Origin of the sequence: Jeotgalibaca arthritidis (assembly GCF_011100465.1) — a bacterium.
Classification (GTDB): Bacteria; Bacillota; Bacilli; order Lactobacillales; family Aerococcaceae; genus Jeotgalibaca; species Jeotgalibaca arthritidis.
The window spans coordinates 2,012,415-2,033,037 of the sequence record NZ_CP049740.1; the positions used below are offsets into that span (position 1 = coordinate 2,012,415).

The following is a 20,623-nucleotide window of genomic DNA, read 5'->3' on the forward strand; positions in this document are numbered from 1 at the left end:
TTTTTTAGGTGATATTTTTCAGATAACTTTTAATTCCTTTATTATACATATAGATGACAATAATCAACAAAATCAGGGTTTGAGCACCTGGTTGAATACCAAAACTATTCATAATGGCTAATAGTGCCATAGGTACGACTGCTGCTGTCATAATCATCTTCCAATTTACAGCAAAGGGAAGGCGTATTCTCATAAAGGATGTCCATAGATTAGCAAAGATAGTTAAATAAAGCAGATAAAAACTAGCTTCGATGAGGCCAGCTAGAAAACTAAATAGAATGAGCAAAGGAATAAACAACCACCCGATTTGACTAAACTGTAACAAAAAACTTCTGATAAACTGATCAGTTGTACCGTTCAAATCTTTGTAATTAAAAGCAATCGGACGATTAGATGTATAGACGGTAATCGCATCTTTTCCAAAAACAATCCCTATGGGAGCTGCTTCAATTGCTCTTGTTTTCAAGTTGTCATCATATTTTTGGTTAGGATCAATAATCAGAGTGACAAAGTCAGTTTTACTAACAATCGCTTTCTCTAGGGTAGGTTCAAAGACAATCTGATCATTTTCAATAGTGAAAGTAGGTAAATAGGCTTCTGTACTTGCCATATTACTAGCTAAAACATCGTATTGAAATAGTCCCGATGAAAAATAAGGGATGGTGGTAAAAAAGCAAATCATTAGGTATAAAGCAATGGATTTTCGTTTACTTAAATCCATCGCCCGCCATAATTCACCTGGATTGAAGAAGCTCGTTTTGATTAAAGTTAAAAGGGCTATGGGGATCACTCATTTCTTTTTAAATACGTTCTTACACTAAGCTTATCGAAAAATAAATGAAAAGGCAATTCAGAAAAATAAAGGAATATGCTTTTTACTTTGAAATATATAGTGCATCGTGGTAATCTTATATTAGATTCAAATTTCAATTTTTAGGAGGAATTTAGAAATGGCATACACTTTACCAGATCTACCATACGATTACGATGCATTGGAGCCACATATTGATACTGAAACCATGCATTTGCACCATGACAAACATCATGCAACTTACGTGAGCAATGCGAACGCAGCATTGGAAAAACATCCGGAATTAGCTGAGAAATCAGTTGAAGAATTGCTAGCTGCAATTGATTCAGTACCTGAAGATGTTCAAACAGCGTTAAGAAATAATGCTGGTGGTCACGCAAACCACAGTTTATTCTGGGAAGTTCTTTCTCCAAATGGCGGCGGAGAGCCAACAGGCGCAATCAAAGCTGCAATTGATGAAGCTTTCGGAAGCTTCGATGCATTCAAAGAAAAATTTGCTGCAGCAGCAACAACTCGCTTTGGTTCAGGTTGGGCTTGGTTAGTTGTGACTGACGGTAAATTAGAAGTAACATCTACACCAAACCAAGACAGCCCATTAATGGAAGGTAAAACACCTGTATTAGGCTTAGATGTTTGGGAACATGCTTACTACTTAAACTTCAAAAACGTTCGTCCGAACTACATTAGCGCATTCTGGAATATCGTTAACTGGGATGAAGTTAACAAACGTTACGAAGCAGCTAAATAACAAACAAAAAACCACTCTGTGAGTGGTTTTTTTGTAGACTAGGGGATTATAAGTTCAGCCATCAATGTCTAGCTCCCAAGGCGGACTTGTCCGCTTTTCTTATGCTTACTTTTTACGACGTTTGACTAGAATGATTATTAGAACAGTCACAGAGCCCGCTATTGAAATGGCAATACCTTCTTTTAAGTAAGGCGTCATATAGGAAAGGGTAATGGTATGCTCTCCTGGCGCAATATCTGCGCCAATTAATCCATTCAAGACAGGGTATGTTTCTGTTTTTTGGCCATCGATATGTAACTCCCAACCTTCAGAATAGGGAATGGTCATCATAAAGACGGTATGGTCTGGCGATGTTGTTAGCGTTCCTTCGATATGGGTCTGGCTAAAGGTAGAAATATTAAGGCCATTATCTTGAATTTGGTCAGCTAACTCTTCAAATAAATCACTTCTAAAGCGAAACACGCGTAAGTCTCGAATGGTTAGACTATCTTCTAATAAATCAAAGCCAAAGCGAATGGTTTCACCTTTTTGCCCACTAGCGACATTGATAATCTGATCGTTACGATAGGTTTTATAGTAGGCCAGTCGTTCGCCATCTAAAGTGAGTGTGGTATCTTCATCATCAATTCTAGAATCAAGTGTCAGATAATAGGACTCATTTGTTTGTGGCGTAAATTGAAATTCAATGCTCGCATCTTTGGTGGAATCATTCTTTGTATAGGTCTGATTAACGGATTCCGATGCTAGACTAGATACATTTGATGTTACAGTTGATTCGATGCCGATTTCTTGATAGTAGGACGAAGGTAGGGCATCGATAGTCATTGCCTGTAATAGGCGTTCTTGATTGCCAATCGGATCATTATCTTTTAAATCAACGTCTTTAATAGCATCTGGTATAGCGAAGGCTAGTGAAAAGGCGTGAGGATTTTGATAAATACTCGTTCGGTAATTTTCGTTTACTTTTTGGTAATAATTAAAATCACGTCTTGTAGAATTAGGGAAAATCTTATAAATAGCTGCGTTGTTTTCTAAATTAGAAGGCAAGTCATTATTCTGAGCTAAATACTTAATCGCAAAAAAAGCATCTGTAAAAAGAGTTCCTGATGAATAAGAAACGAAGCCATTGCCATCTGGAAAACCAAGATAGCCATATAGTTCAGGCACCTCTTTTTCAAAAGTTGAACTGAAATGTGAAGCAGACGGATAATTGGCCTGGAAGCTGTCATTTTTTGACCGTTGAAAGACCTTTTCGATTCGGTAAAACTCATCATCTTGCGGTCGAATTCCTTGTAATAAGTCATCTAGAACGAGTTGGTAATCGTTAAAAGGTGACATTTTAACATAACTCAATCGACTCAAATTAATAGCCGCATTGGTCGTCATTTCAATGCTTACCAGTAACAATAAGACAATTGGCATCCATTTATAATTGACTTCCTTTAACAAGAGTAAAATAATCATTGCGATAAGGAAGAGAGCAGTGACCAGAACTTGAATAGGGATTACAAAGTCAAAGTTGAAATCTAATACATATAAAGCGCTAGCTGTTTGAGCAAGCAGTAGTAGACAGGCGAATGTTAATGGGAAAGAGTCTAATTTTTTAATACTCCGATAGCCATTTAAAATAAAGAAAAAACATACTAAAAACGAAAAACGATAAGGATACCAAATTGGATTTTGGAAACCATGCCAAATTTTATTTAAGTATTGACTGTTCATCGATAAAAAGAAGATGATGACTAGTATGACAGAGGTTAATTTTTCTCTTAATGGAAAATTCTTGTTAAAGAAATAAAATAAAAAGCCAATTAAAGCGAGGCTTCCGACAAATAAATTAGGATAGCCACTAGGCATCTGATCGAAATTAAAAGAGCCGACATAAAATTTAGACAACAATTCAATAAAAGGATAGTCAAATCCCCAATTAATAGTGTCTGAAGCGTAGCTTGCCTTTCCTCCTAGTAATGAAATGAAATTAGGGAGGAGCGAAAAGGCAGCAAGTGTTGCTGCTAAAATGGAATAAAAGGCAAAGCGAACAGTTTGCTTAAGAAGACCTTTAAAATGATGGCTAGTTTCTTGTTTGGATAAGGCGAATATAAAATAAAAACATAAAAACAAGCAAATCATATAGCCAATATAATAATGTAAAAATAACATAAGAGCGAGACTTAGACTATAAGTTAGGCCACTTTCACCATCAATGAGCTTTTCTAAACCCAGAATAATAAGGGGTAATAGAACTAAGCCATCTAACCACATAACATTTAACTGGTTGGCAATAGTATAACCCATTAAGGCATAAGATAAGGCAAAGGCAGGCACTAAATAGTCATTGCCATCGAATCGTTTTATTAAGAGGTAGGCAAATGATAAACCGGAACATGATATTTTAAGTAAAATTAACAGTGTTACACCAACAGCCAATAATCGCTGAGGGAAGAGTAAGAGTAAGAGGTTGAACGGGCTGTTTAAATAATAACCCCATAAACCGACCATGTCACCGCCGATACCTTTTACAAACGAATAAAAAAACGCTTGAGGTTCATGCAGGATGGTGTGACGATAATAGCTGTAAAAGTCAACGTATTGTTGACCCAAGTCAATAGTAAGCAAGGTGCTATTACCAAAAGGAAAGACACCCATAAAGATGTAAATCAATCCTAAAATAGTAAATGGCATGAAAAATGATAGGAGTAATAATTTCTTTTTCTTATCGATGCCGTCAAACGTCAACATAAAACAGTGTCTCCTTTCGAAATAATCATCTGAATTATAAAATAACACAGTTGGCTTTTTAATGCACTGTTTCCTCTGGATAATCTTATAGTAACCTTATATTTTAAACATTGTCTAGCTAATCTTTTTTGTTATAATAGGGTATTGAAAAAGAAAATTATATAGGAGTGTGGACATTGGGAAAGTCTAACCAAAATCAAAAGAAAAAGAAGTCTCACATACCTTTTCGTTTGAATTTACTATTTTTTATTGTATTTGCGCTGTTTTCTACGATTATTGTGCGTTTAGGATACTTGCAAATTATTAGAGGCGAAGAATTTGAAGCCATCGTTAGAAGAACTGAAACAACCAATGTGACGCAAAGTGTACCAAGAGGATTAATTTATGATCGCAACGGTGAAGTGCTAGTTGGGAATGAGGCACAACATGCGATCATTTTTACCCGAGGAACAGATGATACGGCTGCTAATATGGCAGAAACAGCCCGTAAATTGGCTGACATTATTACCGTCGATGTAGAAGGATTAACGGAACGTGATTTGAAAGATTACTGGGCTGCAAGCAATCGTGAGGCACTCTTGGATCGATTAAGTGATGATGAAAAGGCGCTGTCTGGTGATGAGATTTACGAAGTTGAACTTTCTAAGATTACAGCGGAAGATATTGCCTTTTCTGATGTTGAGAAACAAGCCACTGCTATTTTCAAAAGTATGAATAGTGCAACTGCATTGACTACTGTAAATATTAAAAATACAGCTGTAACCGACAAAGAGTTGGCAATTGTTAGTGAGAATATTAGCCAATTACCTGGGATTGACGTTTCAAAGGATTGGACGCGTGTTTATCCGCATGGCGATTTGTTAAAAACCATATTTGGTGGTGTAACCTCAGAAAAAGCGGGTATTCCAACCAACTTAGTTGAAAGTTATTTGGCAAAAGGTTATGCAAGAAACGACCGTGTAGGAAATGCCTATTTAGAACAACAATACGAAACCGTATTAAGAGGAACAAAGGCACAATATGAGACAGTCACCGACCAAGATGGCGAAACAGTAAAGACGACACAAACTTATATTGGTAAACAAGGTGATAACTTGCTGTTAACCATCGACATTGAATTCCAGAAGCAACTAGAAGACATTGCAACAAATTATTTAGCTAGCCAATCAGACGCTTGGGGAGACCGAATTTATATTGTGGCGATGAATCCTCAAAATGGTGACATTTTAGGGATGACAGGGAAAACAATTGATAAATCGACGGGTGAAATATCTGATAGTGTTCATGGTGTCTTAAATGAAAGTTTTATTGTGGGGTCCTCTATGAAGGGGGCAACTGTTTTATCAGGTTATATGGATGGTGTTATTTCAGAAACAGATAATACGATGATTGATGAACCCATGAAATTTGAAGCAACAAATAAAATTGCATCACTCTTTAATCAGTCATACAACAACCGTGTATCGCTTAGTGATATTTTAGCACTTGAAAAATCTTCTAACACCTATATGGCAAAAATAGCCATGATGATGGGTGGGAAGTATACCTATGAATATGAAGAAAAGATTGATATGAATGCCGAACTAGCTCTATCTAAACTACGCTCTTATTACGCTCAGTTTGGGCTAGGTGTTCGAACAGGCATTGACTTACCAGCTGAATCAACGGGATTTGTTGGTCAATTAGAAAATCCAGGGCAAGCCCTTTTCGAATCGTTCGGTCAGTTTGATAACTACACTCCAATGCAGTTGGCGCAATATATTTTGACTATTGCCAACGGCGGAACGCGTTATGCACCACGATTAGTTAAGGAGATTCGTGGAACAGACAGCGATGGTAGTTTGGGACAAGTAGAATTGGTTGTTCAACCCAAAGTTATGAATGAATTGAATGTTAGTGATGAAGCAATTGCTCGTGTTCATCAAGGAATGTGGCAAGTGATGCATAGTCCGACTGCTGCCTCAACACGTATTTTTGGTGCTAACTATAAAAATAGAGCAGCCGGTAAAACAGGGACAGGGGAGTCATTCTATCAAGGAAATGTGAAGTCTTTGACCGGGGAACAGACAACGAACTCAACATTTGTTGCCTTTGCACCCTTTGAAAATCCAGAAATTTCAATTGCAGTGGTTATTCCCTATTTATTAAATGATACGTCACCATCTACGGGCATAGCCAAGGAAGTCTTGGATGCATATTTCGGAGATTAAACAACAAAAAAGTAAGTAGAATCTTTTTTTTGGAAGATTCTACTTACTTTTTTTACATTATTCCATAGTGATGGCATCCAAAATAATATAATACCCCATATCTTGTGAGAGTTCGTAGTTACCATATTGTAATTTTGAAGTTAAATTATTCTCTTCTAAATAGTTTTGAGCCGACTCAATATCGTCTATTAATCCGGCGTTAAGAAGATTTTGAAGAACAACTGATGAGGGTTGCCCTTCATCGATTGTGAAAATGACAACGTCATTATTGACAGTCTGTTCTTCTTCAACATTATCACTATTACTACTATCTTCAATAGTTGTACTATCAGTTGCTTGGTCAGACTCGGCTTCGTCGCTTGTTTCGCTAGAATGATTTGTTTCTTCATCGACATGTGTTGCCTGTAGTTTCTCATACTCACTAAGCAGTGACTCATATTGCTCTTTATAGTTAATGTCATCGTTAGCTGATTCAGCATGCTGACCGTTATTAACTTCTGCTTTAGATGAGGGCATTAATACTTCATAAGCAGATAAAAACAAAGCTGATATAAAAAAACCTAGTGCTAAAAATCGTAATCTATCTTTAATCATGGTCTATCCTTTCTAAACGAAAGCTGACTAGTTCGTGCTTTCTTGATGGTTATCAAGAATAAGTTGAACAGTGGTTTCAGGAAGAACCAGTTGTTCAGCGATCTCATCAATCGTTTTTCCTTTTTGGTGAAGCGTAATGGCATGCTGTTTGGTAATAGCATTTAGTTTTTTTATAGGGAGCTCTTCTGGTTCATTGTTCTCTTCCTCAGAAAGTGATTTCTCTATTGCAACAATACGGTTTTTAAGGCCATGCATGTCTTCTGTCATTTGAAGGGTAAACGTTCCAATCTCAGTTAGTAAGGCATGATCATCTTCCTTAGCGAAGAATGAGATTATTAACAGCACTACGGCAATAACTAGTAATATAATAACAAGTATCCATAAATTCATCTTTTCACCTCTATTCTAAACAAGTGGTCACTTATAACATTTTAATGAAATGAGAAACTTTCTGCAACTAGAAGTTAGCTCTTTTTTTTCTTTGGATTTTGTGTATAATAAATAGTGTTGTCATAAAAGACTGGATTATCAGTCTTGAAAATGATACAATGCAACAAGTAAGAAGATGAAAGACTCTTCAATTTTTTTATGTTTGGAGGTTTGACTAATGAGATTAAACATTAATTTAGAATGTACTGAATGTAAAGAGCGTAATTATCTTTCTAAGAAAAACAAACGTAACAATCCAGATCGTTTGGAATTGAAAAAATATTGCCCACGTGAAAGAAAAGTAACGCTTCACCGTGAAGTAAAATAACAACAGGGCTTCCTGTTGTTTTTTTATTGCACGAAAGAAAGGGGTTTCTTAGGTGGGTAAACAGAAAATCAGGAAAGACACGTTAAACCAATTAAAAAGTTTAGAAGAAGAAAGACGTCTTCAATACAATGAAGATTTGCTTCACCAACTCATGCAAACAACAGAGTGGCATGAGGCTGAGTGTATTGCCATTACACTATCCCGACCACCAGAATTAGATACCCAATTGGTCATTGAGGCTGCTTGGCAAGTTGGAAAACAGGTTGTTATTCCATATAGTGGTAAAAACCGCTTACTTTCGTTTTTTATTTATGAGCCTACTACTGAGTTAGAACTGAGCTCATATGGCCTGTTAGAGCCTAAAAACCGCTTAAATCCGATTAATAAAAGTGATATTGATCTTATCATTGTACCGGGTCTTGCCTATGCAAGTGAGGGCTACCGTGTGGGATTTGGTGGCGGCTTTTATGATCGTTATTTAGCTGATTATGGTGGGCGTACAATCTCTTTACTCTATCCATTTCAATTAAATCGAATAGTAGAAGATGTCGTTGAACCGTTTGATATTGCCGTAGAAAAATTGTTGATTGCTGCCGAATAATTTATAATGGAAACATGACTAATCAGGAGGCAGTATAATGGAAAATTTTAATATTAGAAAAAAATTCCGTAGAAAAAGAGCCGTAATGACCTATCTTTTCTTAGCTATTCAAGTGCTTGCGTTTGTTTTAATGACCATTTATGGCGGTAGTGAGAACGCTTTTGTTTTATATTTATTTGGTGCTAAAGTAAATGAGGCCATCGCCTTTGGAGAAGTTTGGCGCCTTATTACGCCGATTTTCTTACATATTGGTTTTATGCATTTATTAATTAATAGTATTACGCTTTATTTTTTAGGGATTGAATTGGAATTGTTGTATGGTAATCTGCGGTTTGCGCTGATATATTTGTTAGGCGGCTTGATGGGAAATGCCATGAGTTTTGCCTTTACACCAAATATATCAGCTGGTGCAAGTACATCCTTGTTTGGCTTGTTTGCGGCAGCGGTTGTATTGGGACGATTGTATCCTTACAATCCGGCTATTCGCAATCTTGCTCAAGGGTTCATGGCGCTGATTATCATTAATTTTATTTCTGGCTTAACGAGTTCGTCCATTGATAATTGGGGTCATTTAGGTGGTGCCATTGGTGGAGGTTTAGCGGCTTGTTTTATAATGGCTCCGCGCTTAGAAGCTGTTGAGCGCTCATTTAGAATAAAAATGTTTGTGGGTTATATCCTTGTAGTTTCAGTATTAATAGCCATCGGATTCTTCCGATATGGCGTGATATAATAGATTGAAAAAGACGTTTAGGAGGCGTTGGGTTTGTCATTAAAAATTTTGGGAATTGATTTGGGTGGAACATCAGTAAAACTTGCTATTTTAACAAGTGAAGGGGACATTCAACAGAAGTGGAGTATTGCAACCGATATATTAGATGGAGGCAAGCAAATTGTTCCAGATATTATTGCATCCATTAACCATCATTTAGACCTTTATCAACTAACGAAAGATGATTTTAGTGGTATTGGTATGGGTTCTCCAGGCGCAGTTGACGGTGATAAAAAAACAGTCACAGGTGCGTTCAACTTAAACTGGAAAGAGACGCAAGAAGTTGGGAAACAAATTGAAGAAGCACTCGGCTTACCGTTTTATATTGATAACGATGCCAACGTTGCGGCTTTAGGTGAAAAGTGGAAAGGCGCAGGGGCAGATGATCCAGATGTTGTTTTTGTCACACTTGGAACAGGAGTTGGTGGTGGAATTGTTCTGAATGATCAATTGATTCATGGGACAGCCGGGTCAGCAGGTGAAATTGGTCATATGACCATTGAACCGCATGGCTTTGATTGTACGTGTGGGAAAAAAGGTTGTTTAGAAACAGTGGCATCAGCTTCCGGCGTTATCAATTTAACACGCCAGTTCTCTGAAAATTATGCAGGAGAGTCTCAATTAAAAGTTTTAATTGATGATGGTGAAGACATTACTTCGAAAATGGTCTTTGACTTTGCAAAAGAAAACGATGCATTAGCAGTCATGGTTGTTGACAAATTTGCCTTTTATTTAGGTCTAGCATGTAGCCACTTAGGAAACAGCTTGAACCCTAAATATATTATTATTGGTGGCGGTGTTTCAAATGCGGGCGACTTCTTAATTGATAAGGTGAAGAAAAACTTTGAAGAATTTACTTTCCCGAATGTTCGCCAAACAACTAAGATTAAGTTAGCTGAACTTGGAAATGATGCAGGTGTTATTGGAGCAGGCTACCTTGTAAAAGCAGATCAAAACTAAGATAAAAAATGGCTAGGATTATTGTCCTAGCTATTTTTAATTGTTAGCGCATATGAAAAGGTATAGAAAAAAAGCCTTTTATTGTGTAAAATGAGAAGGTATATTGATAGACAGAAAGGACTAGAACAGATTATGACGGGTTTAGATATTTTTTCAATCATTGTATGGGGTGGTTTAGTAGTTTATGCCATCTATTGGTTATACCGTTTTATCGAAAGAAAAAACGCAGCAACAGTTTTAACACCGGAAGAATTCCGCAAAGATATGCGTAAAGTTCAGATCGTTGACGTAAGAGAACGACCAGAATTTGAAGCAGGCCATATTTTAGGTGCAAGAAGTATTGCATTTACGCAATTCAAAGAGCGTTACTTAGAAATTCGTAAGGACCAACCAGTATACCTATATGATCAACGTACTGCCTTAAGCGGACGTGCTGCTGCTCTTCTTAAGAAAAATGGTTACGATAAAGACCGTATTTTTATTCTTAAAGGCGGCTATGATAACTGGGACGGAAAAATTAAAAAAGGTAATTAAAAAAAGGTTAGCTGAAGAGCTAACCTTTTTGTGCGATTTTTATTATAAATTGACGAATAGGGAATATAGAACTGAAAGAAGTGCACTTCCGACCATTGCAAATAGCATAACCCAAATAACAATTTTTGCCATTCTACTTTGTTTAGAAGCTGTTTTTATTTTTTTACTCACAATTTACCCACCTTTTTGCTAGAATTCCTCTGTAGTTTACAATAATATTGCGTAAATGTAAATGTTTTCCAGTCAGATCTCATGATTATTCAATTTTATATGAAAGTATCCTTTCCATTTTCTTTATTTTTTGATAGGATTATCCTTATAGTATTATGTGTTTAATATGAAGGGAGCATTAAATATGTCTAAACAACAAATCGGGGTTGTAGGGATGGCCGTAATGGGCAAGAACTTAGCTCTTAATATCGAAAGCAGAGGTTATTCTGTTTCTATCTTTAACCGTACGGCATCAAAAACAGAGGCTGTCATTGCTGAACATTCTGACAAACAATTAGTTCCAACTTATACAATAGAAGAATTCGTAGATTCATTAGAAAAACCAAGACGTATCCTATTAATGGTACAGGCTGGGGCAGCAACTGACAAAACGATTCAATCCTTACTACCTCACCTGGATAAGGGTGATGTGTTAATTGATGGTGGAAATACCTTCTATCAAGAAACGATTCGTCGTAATAAAGAGTTAGAAAACTCAGGCGTTAACTTTATTGGAACAGGTGTATCTGGTGGAGAAGAGGGAGCGTTAAAAGGTCCTTCAATTATGCCTGGTGGACAAAAAGAAGCATATGAATTAGTTGCTCCAATCTTAGAACAAATCTCTGCAAAAGCAGAAGATGGCACACCATGTGTTGCTTATATTGGTAGTGATGGTGCAGGGCACTACGTGAAGATGGTTCATAATGGTATCGAATACGGTGATATGCAGTTAATCGCAGAATCATATGATTTGATGCGTCATTACCTGAACATGTCTGTAGAAGAAATTGCTGCAGTCTTTAAAGAGTGGAACGAAGGCGAGCTTGACAGCTACTTGATTGATATTACCGCTGATATTCTAACAAAATATGACCCAGAAACTGGCAAACCAATGATTGATATTATTGTCGATCGTGCGGGTAATAAAGGAACTGGAAAATGGACATCGCAAAGTGCGCTTGACTTAGGTGTTCCACTACCACTTATTACAGAATCTGTTTTTGCTCGTTTCATCTCTGCTCTAAAAACAGAGCGTGTTGAAGCAAGCAAAATTTTACCTGAAGTAACTGTTGCAACAGGAGATATTGATAAAGCAGCATTCTTAGAAGATATTCGCAAAGCTCTTTACTTCAGTAAAATTATGAGCTATGCGCAAGGATTCTCTCAAATGCGTATAGCAAGTGAAGAAAATAATTGGGACCTTAATTATGGTGAAATTGCTAAAATTTGGAGAGCTGGCTGTATCATCCGTGCTCGTTTCCTACAAAATATTACTGATGCGTATGAAAAAAATGCTGGCTTGAAAAACTTGCTTCTTGATGAGTATTTCACAGCGATTACGAAAGACTATCAAGCATCTGTTCGTAAAGTTGTTTCGACAGCAATCCTTTCTGGACTACCAGTTCCATCGTTAGCATCTGCCGTTGCTTACTTTGATTCTTATCGTGCAGAAACATTGCCTGCTAATATTATTCAAGCTCAACGTGATTACTTTGGTGCGCATACTTATGAACGTACCGACAAAGAAGGCTCATATCACTTCGAATGGGATAGTGAAGTCGAAGTTCCTCAATAGAAACAATCAATCAGGCAGCAGATAGCTTGGCTATCTGCTGTCATTTATGTGTAAAAGTTAAAAAAATAAACATTTTTACGTATTCAAAGCAAAAAACTAGCGATTTGGATGCGCTTTTTGTGATTGATATGTTAGAATGAAACTAGAATTTTATTATAAAAATATAATGTTTCATATAATGGAATAAAGGGTGAATACAATGGAAATAAATGAAAAGCAACGTATTTTAATCATTGAAGATGAAAAGAATCTTGCTCGTTTTATTGAATTAGAGTTAAAGCATGAAGGTTATGAGACAGAAATTTGTTATAACGGTCGTACTGGTTTAGAGGCTGCGCTAAATTCAGATTGGGATTTAATCCTGCTAGATTTAATGTTGCCTGAGCTAAACGGTATTGAAGTTTGCCGTCGCTTGAGACCAACTAAAAATGTACCGATTATTATTATGACTGCTCGTGATTCTGTAATTGACCGCGTATCTGGTTTAGATCATGGGGCTGATGACTATATTGTAAAACCATTTGCAATCGAAGAGTTATTGGCACGTATCCGGGCTTTACTACGTCGTATTGACATTGAAGAAGAACAAAGAAAAGTAAAACAAACCACTGTTACTTACCGCGATTTAGTTATTGAAAAAGAAAATCGTATTGTTCGTCGTGATGATGAGCCAATCGAACTAACAAAACGTGAATATGAATTGTTATTGATCTTGATGGAAAATGTCAATGTCGTTTTATCCCGTGATGTTTTATTAAACAAAGTCTGGGGTTATAAGTCTGAAGTTGAGACAAATGTTGTTGATGTTTATATTCGTTATCTGAGAAATAAAATTGATGTTCCAGGTAAAGATAGCTATATTCAAACGGTTCGTGGTACAGGCTACGTGATGCGTTCATTAAATTCATGATAGGATGACGACTATGCCGTATAGAAAGAAAGTGACAACAACGTCCGTTCGCTGGAAATGGGGCTTACGGTTGACGATTGCTTTCATTACATTGTTTTTGTTTACATCTTTATTTGTTTTAAATAAGATTCACGAAGAATTGTTTGAAAGAGAACGTCAGTATGCTGGAGAATTAGTCACGTCAGTTTCTGAAACTCTTAGTCAGTTTGAGACCACCTTGACGGAGAACAATGTCACTAGTTTAATGGAAAAGGTTTCGGCCTCTACGACAACTAAGGGTGTTTTGAAGATTGACAATGTTCCTTTTCTCGACGAATTAGAAAATCGAGGTATTACCATTCGCGTCTTTAGTCCAGAGGGTAGTTTACTCTATGAATCAAGACGAACCAATACGAACTATCAACGGGTATCTGGTTTTTATCTTAACCAAACCAAGCTCAATAATCGCGACGCCTTTATTGGTGGCGATACAATCGTTACCAAACAAGACTCAAAATTGTTAGGCTATGTCCAAATTATGTTCCGTCTGACGCAATATCATAATCTGGTTGCCAAAAATAATAAGGATGTCTTCTTATTTATGGTAGTCGGTATGTTGATTTGTATGTTGTTGGGATATGGTTTTGCTCAGTATTTCTTCCGTCCAATCAAACATATGGTTGATACGATGAATGATATTACTGAAGATACGCTGTCACAATCTCGAATTGTTGTCAAATCAACGAATGCTGAAGATGAGTTAACTGATTTGTCTGAGAAAATTAATGACTTGTTGGACAAAATGGCCTTATATGTTCGTCAGCAAAAGCAATTCGTAGAAGATGTCTCTCACGAACTAAGGACACCAACTGCCATAGTAGAAGGACATTTAAAATTATTGAACCGTTGGGGTAAAGATGATCCCCAAGTTCTTGATGAATCACTATCGGCATCGCTAAATGAGATCACGAGGATGAAAACTCTCGTTCAAGAAATGCTGGATCTTTCAAGAGCCGAGCAAGTTCAAATGCATTACAAAAATGAAATTACGCCAATCAGAGAAGTGGTTGAGCAAGTTTTCCATAACTTTGATATGTTATACGAAAATTTTTCGTTTTTCTTTGATGACGATTTAGATGAAGAGCGATATATCAATATTTATCGCAATCATTTAGAACAGATTCTGGTTATTTTATTAGATAATGCCGTTAAATACTCAACTAACCGTAAGGAAATTCATATTTCTGTATCCGAGACATTGTCGCGTGTCCAAATTGCCATTCAAGATTTTGGTGAAGGAATGTCACAAGAAGATCAACAACGCATCTTTAATCGTTTTTACCGCGTTGATAAGGCTCGATCTCGTGAAAAGGGCGGCCATGGATTAGGACTTTCGATTGCTAAGGAGCTTTTAGAAGGTTATAAGGGTGACATTTCAGTAGAGAGTGTGTTAGGACATGGAACGGTCTTTAGAATCCAACTCCCATTTATCGTTGATTATAAAGTTGAAGATGAAGTCGATGATGACTAAACGTAAAAAGCTGCTGAATCTATGATTCAGCAGCTTTTTACGTTTAGTCACGTTTATTTTGTTGTTTACCAGCATTTCTACCAGATGATTTTTTCGAAAGTTGTTGAGCAGCTGTTAATGTCTTAACTGGTTTTTTATCAGCTGGCGACACAACTTTTGCTTGTTTGATTGGTTTTTTAATTGGATTTCTCTTAATTTCTTCCTCAACCTCTGCTTTAACGCGAGGTTTAATCAAACTATTTTGGATAAGCGTTTGAGCAACTGCGAAGATACCGCCTGCAAGCCAATAAAGAGCTAAACCTGCTGGTGATGACCATGAGAAGAACAGAATCATCAATGGGTTCATCAGCATCATTGACTTCATTTGACCACGTGTTTCCTCTGGCATTCCAAGCATAGATACATAACCTTGTCCAAAATAAGCAACACCAGCTAGAATAGCGAGCAAAATACTTGGTGATCCTAGGTTAATACCGAAGAACGTACTCTCAGAAATTTGAGGGGTTAAGTTAACGGCTTGATACATAGCAGTAAAGATTGGCATCTGAATTAAAATCGGTAAACAGCCAACTCCACCAGTCATACTGATGTTATTCTCTTTATATAGAGCCATCATCTCTTGTGAAACAGCATTTTTTTCTTCCGGTGTGGCAGCTTCCTTTTGACGACGTTGGATGTCTTCAAGTTCAGGTTTAATGTAACGCATTTTTTCTTGTTGAACCATGGACTTTTTAATTTGGTTAAAGTTCAATGGCATAATGATAACGCGTACGATAATGGTGATTAAAATAATAGCCAAGCCATAATTACCACTAAACAATTCAGCTAACCAGACAATTAATTGTCCTGTTGGAACAACCATATACTCATAGATAAAACCAGTTGGGTTTCTATTATCATCATACTGCATGCATCCTGATAAGAAAGTCAGAACTGCCAGCATTTCTGCTGAGAATAGAAGTGTTTTCTTGTTTAATTTCATGTCAACATTCCTTTGTTAAAAATTCATATGTTACTAACTATACAGGAGTAAAGGGGTTATTTCAATTGGTTATTTTGAAGCTTATGAAATTATCAAGCTTTTCAGAGTCAGTGATGTCAATTGTTTCGACTTTAGAGAAAGGGGTAGGGTTGTTTTTTAACTTAGTAATAAAGCGTTCCATTTGCTCATCAGATCCTTGAGCTTCAATGTAAACAGAGCCATCGTCTTGATTAGCAACTGTTCCCTTAATTTCAAGCTCATCTGCGAGCTGCTTGGTGACATAACGGAAGCCGACACCTTGCACGCGTCCTTTAACAACTATAATCTTTTTTTTCATTTCAAAACACCTCTCGAATCGTAATGTTTCACTAATACTGTTCTTTTTGTTATATTTTTAGTGTACAGATTGGATACCGTCCAGTCAATTTTAAAGTGAAGCGAAAAGAGAGGGACAGTCATGTATCAGATTTTTTTTACAGAAGGCGAATATGAACCGTGGTGGTTTTTTGAAGATTGGCAGTCTTTAATCATAAAGAAAATTGATTATCCTGATTTAAATGATGCTAAGATTGCTTATAGAGAGTTTACACAGGAGTTAGCAAATCGGTATCCCTATCAAAAGGAGAAAGAGCCCTATTTAGCTGCCTACTGGTGCGAAGAAGAAATGGTTTATTGTGAGTCTTGCGAAGATGACATCCAATTGTTCCACGGTGTTATGTTGCTGAGAGATGAAAAAGTTTTAGAATAAGTGCTATCATCTAATGAATAGGTCGAGACAATGGTCTGGACCTATTTTTATTGCTGAAAAAGCGACTTAATCATGTATAATAACATACAGATAGAAAATAGTAGGTTTATATAGAAAAGAGTGAATACATTGGCAAGAACACCAACCAATCGAAATAAAACGAAACGAAAACCAAAAAAGACAAATAAGGTTTCTTATGAATTAATAGGCATTCTCTTTGTTTTTTCAGCAATATTAGGGATCAGCAAGCTAGGCTTTGCTGGTATTTTAATGGCAAACTTTTTCCGTTTCTTTTTTGGTGAACTATTTATCCTGCCTCTAGCAATGTTTGGCGTGTATGGATTATATTTACTAATTATGGGACGAGAACCACGATTAAGAAAACAATATGTCCTTGCTATTTCGCTACTTTTATTAGCAGGAATGTTATTTTTACATGCTCAAACGTTCCAGCATGTCATGGCATCAGAGGGATCATTGTTTCAAATTACCCTCATGCGTTTTTTATCCGATGTTAGAACGAGTGTAATTTCGGGTATTATGGGCGGCGGTATGATAGGAGCGATTCTTTATCAAAGCAGTCATTTTCTTGTGTCACAATGGGGAACCTATATCTTAGTTGCCTTTATGGTGTTTTTCGCTGTATGCACCTTGTTTGGCATGGATACCCATGATGTGATGACTATAATCAGAAAAATAGCGATGACGATTTATGGTGGTTTATACCGCATTTTTAATCCGCTTTTTATCAATTTGAAATCTGCGATTAGTGATAAGGCAAGTCAAATGAAACAAGTTAACCAAAAACCATCTGTTGTAACCGATAATGGTCGTTTTGACTCTGTTGAAGATACAGAAGACGAATCAACTGATGAGTCTGAAGGTTGGTTTAGTCGCACTAAAAATAAAATCAAAAAAGAAGCAACGGCCGTTATCGCAGAAGACGATATCAGTTTGGATAGTGAGCCTAAGCAAACACGTCTAACCATTGATAGCTATCAAAAAGAGACTGATACTAAAACCGTCCTTCCAACACCCAAAGCAACAGCTGCGCCATCCGAAGACCAACAAGCCCCAGAGGCTGAAGAAGATGAGGATAATGGTGAAGTTCTGGATTTTGAGATTACTGAAGAAACAGAAAATAGAGATTATCAACTGCCACCTGTTAGCTTGTTGAAGGATATCCCACCAACAGATCAATCTAGCGAGTACGCTATTATTGAGAATAACGTGAAAGTGTTAGAAGAAACCTTCGAAAGTTTTGGTGTGGACGCGACTGTTCGTAAGGCTAACTTGGGACCAGCAGTGACAAAATACGAAATTCAACCTGCTGTCGGTGTAAAAGTTAGCAAGATTGTCAACTTAGCCGACGATTTGGCATTAGCGCTCGCAGCCAAAGACATTCGTATTGAAGCGCCAATACCAGGAAAATCGTTTATTGGTATCGAAGTACCTAACAGCGAAGTCAGTACGGTTTCTTTCCGAAGTATCTTAGATGTTAATCATGAAAATGATAAGTTATTAGAGGTACCATTAGGAAGAGACATCTCTGGTGTTGTTCAATATGCAGACTTAACTAAAATGCCTCACTTACTGATTGCAGGTGCGACAGGTAGTGGTAAATCAGTAGCCATTAACGGCATTATTACGAGTATCTTAATGAAGGCGAAGCCTAACGAAGTTAAAATGATGATGATTGACCCTAAAAAGGTTGAGTTAAATGTCTATAACGGTGTGCCACACCTGTTAACACCAGTTGTTACAAACCCACGTAAGGCAGCTCAAGCTTTGCATAAGGTTGTTGCTGAAATGGAAAGACGTTATGAGTTGTTTGCAGGCACGGGTGTGCGTAATATCGATGGCTATAACGAATTGATTATGTCTTATAATGTAGAAAAAGGGGAGAATAATCCTACGCTTCCTTATATTGTAGTCATTGTTGATGAGTTAGCAGATTTAATGATGGTAGCAAGCAATGAAGTGGAAGATGCTATAACACGTCTAGCTCAAATGGCGCGTGCGGCAGGAATTCATATGATTCTTGCCACTCAACGACCAAGTGTAGATGTTATTACCGGTATCATTAAAGCAAATGTGCCTTCTCGAATTGCCTTTGCTGTTTCAAGTTCGATTGACTCACGTACGATCATTGATGGTAGTGGTGCAGAAAAATTATTAGGACGAGGCGATATGTTATTCCGACCAATGGGTGAGAATAAACCTAGACGTGTGCAAGGGGCCTTTATTTCTGATTGGGAAGTAGAGAATGTCGTCACTTTTGTTAAGGAACAACAAGAGCCTAATTATGTTGAAGAGATGATGCAACTCGAACCAACTGCTTCTACAAGTGAAGAACCGGAAGATGAGTACTTCGAACAAGCACTCGAATTTATCATTGAAGAAGAAGCTGCGAGTATTTCGAAACTACAACGTAAATTCCGTATAGGTTATAACCGTGCTGCTCGGATTATTGATGATATGGAGGCAAGAGGCTATGTTGGACCAGCTGACGGTAGTAAACCTAGGAAAGTGAACGTCACTTTCGAAATGTTAAATGAAAGTTCGGATTCTGACCCAAAATAACAGAATTCAACACTTTTATATCGCGGTGAAACGATTTCAAAATGAAAAATAAATGAAAAAAGTTATAACCATATTTCCTATTCGAAAGAACTATGCTATTCTTTCATTAAGCGAGGCACGTACTTGCAAAAAAAACGAGTAGTTTCTACTCAAAATGGAGGGTTTATAGTGAGAAAGCAAAAATTTCTTAGCTTACTGACATTAGGTTTAAGTACAGGAGTACTTCTAGCAGCATGTGGCAATGATGGTGGATCAGACACAAGCAGCGAAGTAGAACAAAGTAGTGAAGTAGGTAGCGAAGCAAGCGCTAATGATTTTACTACAGTAATGGTTACAGATATTGGCGGTGTTGACGATAAATCGTTCAACCAAAGCGCATGGGAAGGCCTACAAGCATGGGGCGAAGAAAATGGTAAATCAGAAGGTATCGATGGTTACAACCACATCGTATCTAACAGCGATGCTGAATTTATCACGAACCTAACAACTGCAGTTAACAGCAACTTTGACTTAGTCTTTGGTGTTGGCTACAAATTGAAAGAAGCAATGCAAGAAGTTTCTCAAACTTACCCAGACACAAAATTTGCTATTATCGATGATACAATCGAAGGCGAAAACACAACATCTGTATTGTTTGCAGATAACGAAGCAGCATTCTTAGCTGGTGTTGCTGCTGCAATGACAACAAAAACAAATAAAGTAGGTTTCGTAGGTGGTATTGAAGGTGTCGTTATCGACCGTTTCGAAGCTGGATTTGTTGAAGGTGTTAAATATGTTGACGAAGCAATCGAAGTAAACGTTCAATACGTTGACTCATTTGATGATGCAGCTCGTGCAAAATCAATTGCAAGCGCAATGTACTCAGATGGCGCAGACATTATCTATCAAGCAGCTGGTAACGCTGGTAACGGTGTATTCTCAGAAGCTCGTGATATTGTAGAAGCTGATCCAACTCGTGAAATCTATGTAGTCGGTGTTGACCGTGACCAACAAGAAGAAGGAAAAATCACAATTAACGGTGAAGTTCGTGATTTAACATTGACATCTACTGTTAAAGGTGTAGGTGTTGCTGCTCATGATATCGCTAACCGTACAATGAACGGTGATTTCCCATCAAACGAAGTTATTACTCTAGGACTTGTTGATGGCGGTGTTAGCTTGACTGACGGCGTATTAACTGAAGACGTTCTAACTGCAGTACGTGAAGCAGAACAAAAAGTTATCAGTGGTGAAATTACAGTAAGTGAAACACCTGCAAGATAATCAAATCATATAACTAGATAATCCCAAGGGGGCTGAGACGTTTGTCCCAGCCCTCTTTTTATACGTTACTATTCAGATTACTGCAATTATTAGATTTTTATTATTATTAAACGTCATA

20 protein-coding genes are annotated in these 20,623 nt (G+C 37.2%); 13 read left to right on the forward strand and 7 right to left on the reverse strand.

What is annotated here, in order from left to right:
* Positions 1-4: 4 nt before the first annotated feature.
* Entirely contained in the window at positions 5-790 is a 786-nt protein-coding gene (locus tag G7057_RS10150; RefSeq protein WP_166163460.1) for a DUF1189 family protein, read from the reverse strand.
* Between the two features lie 160 nt (positions 791-950).
* Here G7057_RS10150 and G7057_RS10155 point away from each other — a divergent pair, with 160 nt between their 5' ends.
* On the forward strand, positions 951-1,559 hold the full coding sequence (locus G7057_RS10155; RefSeq protein ID WP_076766366.1) for a superoxide dismutase: 609 nt from the start codon (positions 951-953) through the stop codon (positions 1,557-1,559).
* Between the two features lie 105 nt (positions 1,560-1,664).
* Here the strand turns inward: G7057_RS10155 and G7057_RS10160 are convergent, their stop codons facing one another.
* Positions 1,665-4,298, reverse strand: a complete 2,634-nt coding sequence (locus G7057_RS10160) for a YfhO family protein (RefSeq protein WP_166163462.1) — start codon at positions 4,296-4,298, stop codon at positions 1,665-1,667.
* Positions 4,299-4,474: 176 nt separating this feature from the next.
* Here G7057_RS10160 and G7057_RS10165 point away from each other — a divergent pair, with 176 nt between their 5' ends.
* The gene (locus G7057_RS10165) at positions 4,475-6,508 is read left to right on the forward strand and encodes a penicillin-binding transpeptidase domain-containing protein (protein WP_166163464.1); all 2,034 of its coding nucleotides are present in this window, start codon (positions 4,475-4,477) and stop codon (positions 6,506-6,508) included.
* A 57-nt stretch (positions 6,509-6,565) separates the two neighbouring features.
* Here the strand turns inward: G7057_RS10165 and G7057_RS10170 are convergent, their stop codons facing one another.
* Both G7057_RS10170 and G7057_RS10175 read right to left on the reverse strand, forming a co-directional pair.
* The gene (locus G7057_RS10170; RefSeq protein WP_166163466.1) at positions 6,566-7,102 is read right to left on the reverse strand and encodes an endolytic transglycosylase MltG; all 537 of its coding nucleotides are present in this window, start codon (positions 7,100-7,102) and stop codon (positions 6,566-6,568) included.
* Positions 7,103-7,129: 27 nt separating this feature from the next.
* Positions 7,130-7,492 carry a helix-turn-helix domain-containing protein gene (locus G7057_RS10175; RefSeq protein WP_166163468.1) on the reverse strand — a complete coding sequence of 121 codons (363 nt, stop codon included), beginning with the start codon at positions 7,490-7,492 and terminating at the stop codon, positions 7,130-7,132.
* 217 nt (positions 7,493-7,709) lie between these two features.
* Here G7057_RS10175 and rpmG point away from each other — a divergent pair, with 217 nt between their 5' ends.
* From rpmG to G7057_RS10200, 5 genes are all read left to right on the forward strand, one after another.
* Entirely contained in the window at positions 7,710-7,859 is a 150-nt protein-coding gene (gene rpmG, locus G7057_RS10180) for a 50S ribosomal protein L33 (RefSeq protein ID WP_076766356.1), read from the forward strand.
* A 52-nt stretch (positions 7,860-7,911) separates the two neighbouring features.
* Positions 7,912-8,460 carry a 5-formyltetrahydrofolate cyclo-ligase gene (locus tag G7057_RS10185; protein WP_166163470.1) on the forward strand — a complete coding sequence of 183 codons (549 nt, stop codon included), beginning with the start codon at positions 7,912-7,914 and terminating at the stop codon, positions 8,458-8,460.
* Between the two features lie 37 nt (positions 8,461-8,497).
* Positions 8,498-9,190 carry a rhomboid family intramembrane serine protease gene (locus tag G7057_RS10190; RefSeq protein ID WP_166163472.1) on the forward strand — a complete coding sequence of 231 codons (693 nt, stop codon included), beginning with the start codon at positions 8,498-8,500 and terminating at the stop codon, positions 9,188-9,190.
* Between the two features lie 33 nt (positions 9,191-9,223).
* Entirely contained in the window at positions 9,224-10,189 is a 966-nt protein-coding gene (locus G7057_RS10195; protein ID WP_166163474.1) for an ROK family glucokinase, read from the forward strand.
* 132 nt (positions 10,190-10,321) lie between these two features.
* On the forward strand, positions 10,322-10,723 hold the full coding sequence (locus G7057_RS10200) for a rhodanese-like domain-containing protein (protein WP_166163476.1): 402 nt from the start codon (positions 10,322-10,324) through the stop codon (positions 10,721-10,723).
* Positions 10,724-10,765: 42 nt separating this feature from the next.
* Here the strand turns inward: G7057_RS10200 and G7057_RS10205 are convergent, their stop codons facing one another.
* Positions 10,766-10,855: a DUF4044 domain-containing protein gene (locus G7057_RS10205; protein WP_166164225.1), complete on the reverse strand. Its 90-nt coding sequence runs from the start codon at positions 10,853-10,855 to the stop codon at positions 10,766-10,768.
* Between the two features lie 223 nt (positions 10,856-11,078).
* On the opposite strand from G7057_RS10205, the gene gndA reads away from it, so the two are divergent.
* The 3 genes from gndA to G7057_RS10220 all read left to right on the forward strand — a co-directional run bounded on the left by gndA (position 11,079) and on the right by G7057_RS10220 (position 14,929).
* Positions 11,079-12,509: an NADP-dependent phosphogluconate dehydrogenase gene (gene gndA / locus G7057_RS10210; protein WP_166163477.1), complete on the forward strand. Its 1,431-nt coding sequence runs from the start codon at positions 11,079-11,081 to the stop codon at positions 12,507-12,509.
* 199 nt (positions 12,510-12,708) lie between these two features.
* Complete coding sequence (locus tag G7057_RS10215; protein WP_076766344.1) at positions 12,709-13,419, forward strand: response regulator transcription factor; 711 nt, start codon at positions 12,709-12,711, stop codon at positions 13,417-13,419.
* A 13-nt stretch (positions 13,420-13,432) separates the two neighbouring features.
* On the forward strand, positions 13,433-14,929 hold the full coding sequence (locus G7057_RS10220) for a sensor histidine kinase (RefSeq protein WP_227004597.1): 1,497 nt from the start codon (positions 13,433-13,435) through the stop codon (positions 14,927-14,929).
* Between the two features lie 43 nt (positions 14,930-14,972).
* Here G7057_RS10220 and yidC read toward each other — a convergent pair whose 3' ends face one another.
* A complete protein-coding gene (gene yidC, locus G7057_RS10225; RefSeq protein WP_166163481.1) occupies positions 14,973-15,911 on the reverse strand; it encodes a membrane protein insertase YidC in 939 nt (312 codons plus the stop codon).
* A 61-nt stretch (positions 15,912-15,972) separates the two neighbouring features.
* On the reverse strand, positions 15,973-16,248 hold the full coding sequence (locus tag G7057_RS10230) for an acylphosphatase (RefSeq protein ID WP_166163483.1): 276 nt from the start codon (positions 16,246-16,248) through the stop codon (positions 15,973-15,975).
* Between the two features lie 120 nt (positions 16,249-16,368).
* On the opposite strand from G7057_RS10230, the gene G7057_RS10235 reads away from it, so the two are divergent.
* The 3 genes from G7057_RS10235 (at position 16,369) to G7057_RS10245 (ending at position 20,505) form a co-directional block, all read left to right on the forward strand.
* A complete protein-coding gene (locus G7057_RS10235) occupies positions 16,369-16,659 on the forward strand; it encodes a DUF1033 family protein (protein WP_166163485.1) in 291 nt (96 codons plus the stop codon).
* Positions 16,660-16,788: 129 nt separating this feature from the next.
* Entirely contained in the window at positions 16,789-19,242 is a 2,454-nt protein-coding gene (locus G7057_RS10240; protein ID WP_166163487.1) for a DNA translocase FtsK, read from the forward strand.
* Positions 19,243-19,410: 168 nt separating this feature from the next.
* On the forward strand, positions 19,411-20,505 hold the full coding sequence (locus tag G7057_RS10245; protein ID WP_166163489.1) for a BMP family lipoprotein: 1,095 nt from the start codon (positions 19,411-19,413) through the stop codon (positions 20,503-20,505).
* Positions 20,506-20,623 lie beyond the last annotated feature (118 nt).